Origin of the sequence: Paenibacillus sp. oral taxon 786 str. D14 (assembly GCF_000159955.1) — a bacterium.
Lineage (GTDB): Bacteria > Bacillota > Bacilli > Paenibacillales > Paenibacillaceae > Fontibacillus > Fontibacillus phoenicis.
Genome location: NZ_GG695995.1, coordinates 2088 through 10020, shown reverse-complemented (window position 1 = coordinate 10020; position 7933 = coordinate 2088). Strand labels below are relative to the sequence as shown.

Genomic DNA, 7933 nt, shown 5'->3' with positions numbered 1-7933 from the left:
TGCTGCTGGACGACGCCGCGCAACGCGAGCAAAGCCCCCTTCTCGACGTGGGCGGCCGAGCGCCGCCACACTTCGGGGAACAACACAACCTCGCAGCGCTCGATCTGGTCCTCCAGTTCCATGAACGCCATCGCTTTCCCCTGCTTGGTTGTGATCGTCTTCACGGACACGACCATCCCCGCCACAACGGTGCGGGTGTCGTCCGGCGCTTCGGCCAAATCCATCAGCCGGTCGACGCCTTCTCCCTCCAGCAAGGCGTCGAAATCGTCCAGCGGATGGCCGGACAAATACAGCCCGAGCAGCTCGCGCTCCAAATCCAGCTGCTGGGCTGCCGTAAACTTCGGGACATCCGGGTACTCGATGTCCCAGTTCGGCGATTCCACGAAATCAAACAGCTGGATCTGCAGTTCATCCCGCTCCTTGCGCCACTTCAGCGCCGCCTCGACCGTCTCGTCCAGCATCGCCAGCAGCTGCGCACGGTGACCCGGCAAGGAATCAAACGCCCCGCCTTGGATCAGCGACTCGATCACCCGCTTGTTGCATGTCCGCAAATCCACCCGCCGGCAAAAATCGAGCAAGCTGTCGAACGGACGCTCCTTCCGCTCGCGCAAAATGCTTTCAATCGCCTGCGTGCCGACATTTTTGATCGCGGCCAGGCCAAAGCGGATCACGCCAAGGGCCGGCGGCTCCTGTCCGGATCCGGCGTGTCCGTCCTTCGCATCGCGGCCCTTAGCTTCACCCGAAAGGGCTGCATCCGCAGAACCAGCCCCTACCTGCGGCGTAAACAGAACGCTGCTCTCGTTCACGTCCGGCGGCAGCACGACGATCCCCATCCGCCGGCATTCCACGATGTATTCCGCCACCTTGCGGTGGCTGCCCGTAACCGCGGTCAGCATCGACGCCATAAACTGCACCGGATAATGCGCCTTCAGGTAGGCCGTTTGGAACGCCAGCACGCCATAGGCGGCCGCATGGGCTCGTGCGAAGCCGTAATCGGCGAACCGGACGATCATGTCATAAACGACGTTCGCTTCATCCTCAGTGTAGCCTTGCTGCACGCTGCCGCTGACGAAATGTCCGCGCTGCTCGTCGAGCACCTCACGTTTCTTCTTGGAGACGGCACGTCGCAGCAGGTCCGCTTCGCCCAGCGAGAAGCCCGCCATGCGAGAGGCGATCTGCATGATCTGCTCCTGGTAGACGATAATGCCGTACGTATCCTTCAAAATCGGCTCCAAATCCGGATGCGGATATTCGACGGTGATTTGCCCGTGCTTGCCGGCGATGTATTTCGGAATAAACTCCATCGGCCCCGGGCGATACAACGCCAGCAGGGAGATGATGTCCTCAAACACCGACGGCTTCATCTCCTTCAGCACCCGGCGCATCCCGGTGGACTCCAGCTGGAACACGCCGGTCGTTTCCCCGCGCCCCAGCATCTCGTATGTGGCCGGATCGTTATCCGGGACCAGCCGGAAATCGGGAGCGTCCCCCGACTGCTCCTTAATCCAGTTCATGCAGCGCTCGATGATGGATAAGGTGCGAAGGCCGAGGAAGTCCATTTTCAGCAGACCGATCGCTTCCAGGTTTTCCATGGAATATTGCGTTAACGCCGTATGCTCGCTGCCTTCCTGCAACGGAACGGCATCGGTCAACGGATCGCGCGAAATAACCACCCCGGCGGCATGGGTCGAAGCGTGCCTTGGCATGCCTTCAACTTTCATCGCCATGTCCAGCAGCCGCTTCACCCGCTCGGACCCGTCATACATCGCTTTGAGATCCGGGCTTTCCTTTAACGCGCGTTCAATCGTCATGCCCAGATGGCCCGGAATCAGCTTCGCCACTTTGTCCACTTCGCCAAACGGCACATTCAGCGCCCGCCCTACATCGCGGACCGCCGCGCGCGCCGCCATCGTACCGAAGGTGATAATTTGCGCGACATGCTCTGCCCCATATTTGTCGACCACATAGGCAATGACTTCATCCCGCCGCTCGTCGCTGAAGTCGATATCGATATCCGGCATCGTCACCCGCTCCGGGTTCAAAAACCGTTCAAACAACAAGTTATATTTGATGGGATCCACGTCGGTGATCCGCAGCACGTATGCCACCAAGCTGCCCGCCGATGAGCCCCGTCCCGGTCCGGTGGCGATTCCGTTCCGGTGAGCAAAGGCGATAAAGTCCCACACGATCAGAAAATAATCGGAGAAGCCCATGCTGGCGATGATCTCCAGCTCGTACCGCAGCCGCTGCTCCAGCTTCTCTCGCTCGGTCAGGTCACGCCAAACGTCCAGCTCGCCGTAGCGGTCCACCAATCCTTGTTGACACAGCTCCGCCAAGTAGCTGCCTGCAGTATGCCCCTCCGGGATCGGACGGTAGGCCGGCAAAATATGTCGGTCAAACTCCAGCTCCAACTCGCAGGAATCGGCAATTTTCGCGGTATTGGCATACGCCTCCGGCAAGTGAGGGAACAGCTGGGCCATTTCCTCCGCGGTTTTCAGATAGAGCTGATTGGTGTGCATTTTGAGCCGGTCCTCGTCGTCCACCGTTTTCCCTGTCCCTACGCAAATGAGCACGTCTTGGACCTCGGCGTCTTCCTTGCTCAGGTAATGTGCGTCATTGGTGACTACAAGCTCGGCACCGATTTCTCCAGCCAGCTGGACAAGAAGCGGATTTACCTTTTTCTGCTCGGGGATGCCGTGATCCTGAAGCTCCAGGTAAAAATCCTCGCCAAACGCCGCTTGATAACGCAGCGCCGCTTTCTTCGCTTCCTCGTAATGACCGCGCAGGAGATGGAACGGGACTTCCCCGCCCAAGCAAGCGCTAAGGCAGACCAGGCCCTCGCGATGCCGCTGCAGCGCATCCCAGTCGATTCGCGGCTTATAGTGGAAGCCTTCGAGATGACCGATGGAGCACAGCTTCATCAGGTTGCGGTAGCCCGTCTCGTTCTTGGCCAGCAAAATCAAGTGATGGATCGGCTGATCCTTCCGGCTTCCCCGTTCCTTGCGCGAGCCTGCCGTAAAATAGACCTCGCAGCCGATGATCGGCTTGATGCCGTGTTTTTTACACAATTTATAAAAAGGAACCGCGCCGTACATGACCCCATGATCCGTCAGCGCCAGCGCCTTCATGCCGGAAGCCGCCGCCTTGGCGACGAGATCCTCAAGCCGGGCTGCTCCGTCCAGCAAGCTGTATTCGCTATGTACGTGCAAATGAACAAAGCTGTCCATGCGATCCCTTCCTTTCAATCGGTTTACCTCTAATATTTTATCATACATAGGCATTGCCCGCCCATAGAATGGTAGAAAGACCGGACAAACCTCGGAAAGGGGCAAGCGCGCATGAGCACGTTTTTGACCAAAGCGGTCATGGATTTCTTTATCGCCTTCGGAATTGTGGTGGGGGGCGCCATGGTTGGCGGCATCGGCGCAGTCGTTTCACTGCAGCCTCCGACGCAGACGATGCTGGACATTGCCGACCGCATTAAAATATGGGCGCTGGCTGCTGCAGTTGGCGGCACGATCGACCCGATGCGGGTCATTGAGAGCAATTTTTTTGACGGGAACCTGTCTCCGGCCATCAAACAGATCTTGTACCTGTTGTTCGCCTTTCTCGGGGCGCATATGGGTTCGGAATTGGTGCGCTGGATGTGCGGGGGAGGACGGGGATGAATGAAGAGGCGAAACAACCGAAGCTAACGGGCTTTCGCAGGTTTATGCAATTCACCGCCGTGTTTATCCTCGGCATGGTAACCGGAAGTATCGTGTATAACGTCATTTATCAGACCAGCTACAATTTGCTGTGGATCCAGAACAAAGACCTGACCATCCAGCTGCATCAAGCCGAAGAGGACATTCGGACGCTAAAAAAATACAACAACCGTTCCACCGTCATCAAAGAGATCAAGGTGCGCGTGGAGGAACGCGATCCGCCGCTCGATTCGCTGGCGGTGAAGGAGGTCGCCGAGCAGCTTCACAACGAATTAGAGGTGCTGCGGGGTCGAAATATTTTTGATATTGACTCGGATGCCAAAATGGCCCGCACGCTGTTAAACCGAAAAATCTATGTCGTTCGCGACAAGGAATACGCGATTCAAATCAAGACGATGCTGGTGAGTGACGGGGTGCTTCAGGTTTGGGTGGACATGCGGCCCTATATTCGTCTCTAGCAAATCATGCTAAAATATGAGGTAATTCACTTGAGACGGCAAACAAAACTGTAAAAGTGCAGGAATTTTCTCCATTTCAAGAGCATGTGGATTGAATAACTGTTTTTGCGATTAAAAACTGTATTTTTGCAGGAATTCGACGTTCTGTTGCTGCTCAAGCGCGTATCCACTCTACGATTAAAGGAGCTACGAACCTCTCATGATCCAAACGATCCAATCCATTCTTTACGTGATTTTGATCATCAGTTGCGTGGGCTCGGTCTTCTTCAGCTTTAAGTCCCGGCGTTCGCTCGATCCGAAGACGCGGGGAATGGCGGCCGCCAAAATGAATATCAGTATGGGCGTGATGCTGATCGTTCTGGCCCTCATCCAAATGTTCCTGTTCAGCGGCTCGACGCTTCGCGTTGTCATCGGCGCTGTGTTTATGGTGCTGGGGGCGTTTAACATCTTCGCCGGCCTCCGCAACCATGGCTTATATGCCCGGCAAAAAGAGGGATAACCTCGCGGCCCCAGGCCGTTAGGCTATCCCTCTTTGCATGCAGGATCCCCGCTCCGCTGCTTAGGCATGGTCGATGGACTGCAGCGTCATGACCGCCTTCGAAACCAGCGAATCCTGATAGGTTAACATAATTTCCAGCTTGCAAGCCCGGCGGCTCATCTCCAGTAATACGGGGGTGATAACCACCGGGTTTTCAATTTGCACCGGACGGACGAAATAGGTCGTCAGGTTATCGACCACAAAGTCGCCGCCGCTGGCGTCTTTGGCCGCGCGAAGTCCGGCTTGGGTCATCAGCGAGGTCAGGACCCCATGCGAGATCGTCCCCAAATCGGTCGCCATCTGCGGCGTAATCATTCCGCGGAAGAACAATTTCCCCTCTTCGTCCCGTTCCTCGGCAAACCCGTTCCACATTAAGTGCTCAAACGTTTCGCCCAGCTGCGGCTGATTCCGTACGTCCCGCATCGCTTGCAGCACCTCGCGGCGCGTCACCGACGAGACCAGCTTCCGGTTGCGGTCCACGACAGGCAAGAAGTCGATCCCTTCCCAGACCATGATTTGCGCTGCCGAAGCGAGCGATGTCTGCAGGCCAACGGTGATCGGATGGCGGGTCATGCATTTCTCAATCGGCTGGTCGCCGCTCAGCTCTTCGACGTTCTTCCGGCTGACGATCCCGATGACCCGGTTCCACTCGTCCACCACCGGAAAATGCTGCTGCCCCGTCTCTAAAGACAACTGATCAAAATCGGAAATGTTGCTGGTCGCCTTCAGCATGCTCACCCGCGGTTTGCGGCTGACGATGTCTTCCACCAGCATGATTTTTTTCTTAATCAAACGGTCAAATAACGCCCGGTTAATCATCGATGCGACGGTAAACGTGTCGTGACGCGAGGAGATGATCGGCAATGCCAGCTTGTCCGCCAGCGTCTTCACCTCGCGGCTCGTCCCGAACCCCCCGGTGATCAATACCCCGGCGCCTTGCTCCAGGGCAAGTGAATGGGCATTATCGCGGTTCCCGATGATCAGCAGGCTGCCGGCGTCAATGTATCTGGCCATGGCATCGATTTTCATCGCGCCAATGACATACTTGTTCAGCGTTTTGTTCAATCCTTCTCCGCCGCCCAGCACATGACCTTCGACGATCTCAACCACATCGCCAAAGGTGAGCTGGTCCGAGATGTTGCGCGGCTTCTTCTCCACGCGAACCGTGCCGATCCGTTCCTTCGTAATGACGATCCCGAGATTCTCCGCTTCCTTCACCGCCCGGTAGGCGGTACCTTCACTTACCCCCAGCGCTTTGGCCAGCTTGCGCACGGAGATTTTCGTTCCAATCTTGAGTCCTTCGATATGTTGGAGCAGCTGTTCGTGTTTTGTTACGCTTTCTTCCGGTCCCTCCAACTGTTATACCCCCTGCCCGAATCTGTACTATTCTGTATTCATTATACACATTCAGGCGTAGGTCATCCAGAAGGCGGCAAGAACAATAACAGAATAGACAATTTCCAGCATGCCGGACTGCTTGGCGGTAATCCCCGTCCGCGGGAACCAGACCGCTCTAGCCAGCAGGATCAATGCGGCGATCCACAGCGCCGGAGAGAGCAGCCATACGGCCAAGATCATCAGCATAACGTGGTAGGCTACGGAGTAGCAATAGAATCGCTTATTATTCCGTTCGCGGATGATGGTTTTCACGTAAAAAGCGGTCCCTACAAAATACAACGTGCTGATCAGGAACAGTTCCGTGGCGAGCCGAAGATCGGTTCCTCCTCCAAGCTGATACGAGATAAACACCATCAAGCTGAATTGCACGATCGCCGCGATGTCGTTCAGCAGAGCGCGTTCGCGCTTCTGCTTGGCATAGAAGGCATTCACCCCAAACAGCGGCACGAACAGGAGAGCCAACTTCAGCACCTCGGGGCGAAGCAGGACCAAAGTGAGCGCCGCAGGGACCAGCAACGCACCGTAGAGCAGCAAAGGCTTGCGGTATCGGTCGGCTTTGGCTTTGGTCTTGGCTTTTCCCCTCCGAATCCATTGCAGCAAAGGAAACATAAACAGATAAATGAGAAGCCAGCACACAAACAACAAACCGTGGATCGCCCCGGGGGTAGAGGCGAGCATGCCAAACAGAAACGGAACGATCAGCATGGCCCAGGCTCCATGTTGATTCGGGATGTAATCTCGGACGCGCATGTTATCGGTTCCTCCTTCTAATCGTGAGCCATCAAATTCAAATTACGCACATTATAATCGTCCGGCATCGGCACCCAAGTGACAGAAATCACTTGATTCATGGCAGCTTCCGGACAAATCCGCCGAGAAATTTTTGACGGTTTCGCATCTTGTGACTGATATCACAATCCCGCTCAAGTCCGTTGCTATAATGGGGGCGAATCGTTAAATTCTAAACATTTAGGAGGACTTCCCATGAGTCAATTCAAAGCTACTGTCAACGCCACCGAATATCCGCCGCAGCTCAAGCATAAGACCATTTTTGCAACCTTTAATTCCCTGGAGCCGGGGGAAGCGATGCTGCTGATTAACGACCATGACCCGGTACCGCTCCGGTTTCAGTTCGAGGCCATGCATCCCGGCGGTTTCACTTGGGAGTACATTGAGCAGGGGCCAGAGATGTTCCAGGTGAAAATCGGCAAAAACTAAGCAGGGGGAATGCCCTATGGCAACGATTACGGTTGTCGATGAGAAAACAATTAAGATTGCCGTCGAGCTCGAGGATGCGTTACGGATGATTGAGGAAGCGGAAAGCAATCTGGAACGCTATGCCAGCGAGATCCTCACCATCGCGGAAAAAATGCCGGAATTCCAATACACCTATTTCTGTTTCTATGCCTACGATACTTCCGCTTTGTTTGAAAAAATGCTGGGGATCGATCCAAAGCAGTATTTGTCCTTCTCGCTGGATGCGCCGGACTCGTTCTTCTATACGCTGTACGGCGGCATGAAGGGACTCAGCGGTGCAGCTCGGCTCTGCCAAGCATTTGCCGCCGAACGGACGGACGTGGAGGTGAATCCATAAATGGCAAACCAGATCGTTGAACTCGACGTTCGGCCGATTCTTCGCCGCGGCGAAGAGCCGTTCAGCGTTATTATGGACACGGTTGGGAAGCTGCAGGAGGGTGACAGCCTTGTTCTGCACGCCACAATGAAGCCCGTCCCGCTCCTGAAGGTGCTTGAAGGTAAGGGCTACCGTCATGAATGCGAACAACTGGCAGCGGATCATTGGAAGGTGACATTTGAACCGATTCAAGCTTAGG

Annotated in this window: 9 protein-coding genes; 6 read left to right on the top strand and 3 right to left on the bottom strand. The window is 55.6% G+C overall.

The features are described 5' to 3' along the window. The coding region (locus POTG_RS20430) for a DNA polymerase III subunit alpha (RefSeq protein ID WP_036646467.1) at nucleotides 1–3227 on the bottom strand (3227 nt) is incomplete at its 3' end. Nucleotides 3228–3338: 111 nt separating this feature from the next. Between POTG_RS20430 and POTG_RS20425 the strand changes: the two genes are divergently transcribed. The 3 genes from POTG_RS20425 (at nucleotide 3339) to POTG_RS20415 (ending at nucleotide 4664) form a co-directional block, all read left to right on the top strand. Continuing rightward, a complete protein-coding gene (locus POTG_RS20425) occupies nucleotides 3339–3668 on the top strand; it encodes a YtrH family sporulation protein (protein ID WP_009226738.1) in 330 nt (109 codons plus the stop codon). Continuing rightward, entirely contained in the window at nucleotides 3665–4165 is a 501-nt protein-coding gene (locus POTG_RS20420; protein WP_036646464.1) for a hypothetical protein, read from the top strand. Before POTG_RS20425 ends, POTG_RS20420 begins: the two co-directional genes overlap by 4 nt. A gap of 199 nt (nucleotides 4166–4364) precedes the next feature. After that, nucleotides 4365–4664 (top strand): YtpI family protein, encoded by a 300-nt coding sequence (locus tag POTG_RS20415; RefSeq protein WP_009226736.1) that lies wholly within the window; start codon nucleotides 4365–4367, stop codon nucleotides 4662–4664. A gap of 60 nt (nucleotides 4665–4724) precedes the next feature. Here POTG_RS20415 and POTG_RS20410 read toward each other — a convergent pair whose 3' ends face one another. Together POTG_RS20410 and POTG_RS20405 are read right to left on the bottom strand one after the other, a co-directional pair. Further along, nucleotides 4725–6059: a DRTGG domain-containing protein gene (locus tag POTG_RS20410; protein WP_009226735.1), complete on the bottom strand. Its 1335-nt coding sequence runs from the start codon at nucleotides 6057–6059 to the stop codon at nucleotides 4725–4727. Between the two features lie 51 nt (nucleotides 6060–6110). After that, nucleotides 6111–6851, bottom strand: a complete 741-nt coding sequence (locus POTG_RS20405) for a YwiC-like family protein (protein ID WP_009226734.1) — start codon at nucleotides 6849–6851, stop codon at nucleotides 6111–6113. 234 nt (nucleotides 6852–7085) lie between these two features. On the opposite strand from POTG_RS20405, the gene POTG_RS20400 reads away from it, so the two are divergent. Genes POTG_RS20400 through POTG_RS20390 form a run of 3 tightly spaced genes read left to right on the top strand, consistent with a single transcriptional unit; the run spans nucleotide 7086 to nucleotide 7932 of the window. Continuing rightward, nucleotides 7086–7319, top strand: a complete 234-nt coding sequence (locus POTG_RS20400; protein WP_009226733.1) for a DUF2249 domain-containing protein — start codon at nucleotides 7086–7088, stop codon at nucleotides 7317–7319. A gap of 16 nt (nucleotides 7320–7335) precedes the next feature. Continuing rightward, on the top strand, nucleotides 7336–7695 hold the full coding sequence (locus POTG_RS20395) for a hypothetical protein (protein WP_009226732.1): 360 nt from the start codon (nucleotides 7336–7338) through the stop codon (nucleotides 7693–7695). After that, nucleotides 7696–7932: a DUF2249 domain-containing protein gene (locus tag POTG_RS20390; protein ID WP_009226731.1), complete on the top strand. Its 237-nt coding sequence runs from the start codon at nucleotides 7696–7698 to the stop codon at nucleotides 7930–7932. The last annotated feature ends 1 nt before the right edge of the window (nucleotide 7933 follow it).

Coding starts and splice junctions, on each gene's coding strand:
- POTG_RS20425 (WP_009226738.1), top strand. CDS start 3,339: ATGAGCACGTTTTTGACCAAAGCGGTCATGGATTTCTTTATCGCCTTC.
- POTG_RS20420 (WP_036646464.1), top strand. CDS start 3,665: ATGAATGAAGAGGCGAAACAACCGAAGCTAACGGGCTTTCGCAGGTTT.
- POTG_RS20415 (WP_009226736.1), top strand. CDS start 4,365: ATGATCCAAACGATCCAATCCATTCTTTACGTGATTTTGATCATCAGT.
- POTG_RS20405 (WP_009226734.1), bottom strand. CDS start 6,851: ATGCGCGTCCGAGATTACATCCCGAATCAACATGGAGCCTGGGCCATG.
- POTG_RS20400 (WP_009226733.1), top strand. CDS start 7,086: ATGAGTCAATTCAAAGCTACTGTCAACGCCACCGAATATCCGCCGCAG.
- POTG_RS20395 (WP_009226732.1), top strand. CDS start 7,336: ATGGCAACGATTACGGTTGTCGATGAGAAAACAATTAAGATTGCCGTC.
- POTG_RS20390 (WP_009226731.1), top strand. CDS start 7,696: ATGGCAAACCAGATCGTTGAACTCGACGTTCGGCCGATTCTTCGCCGC.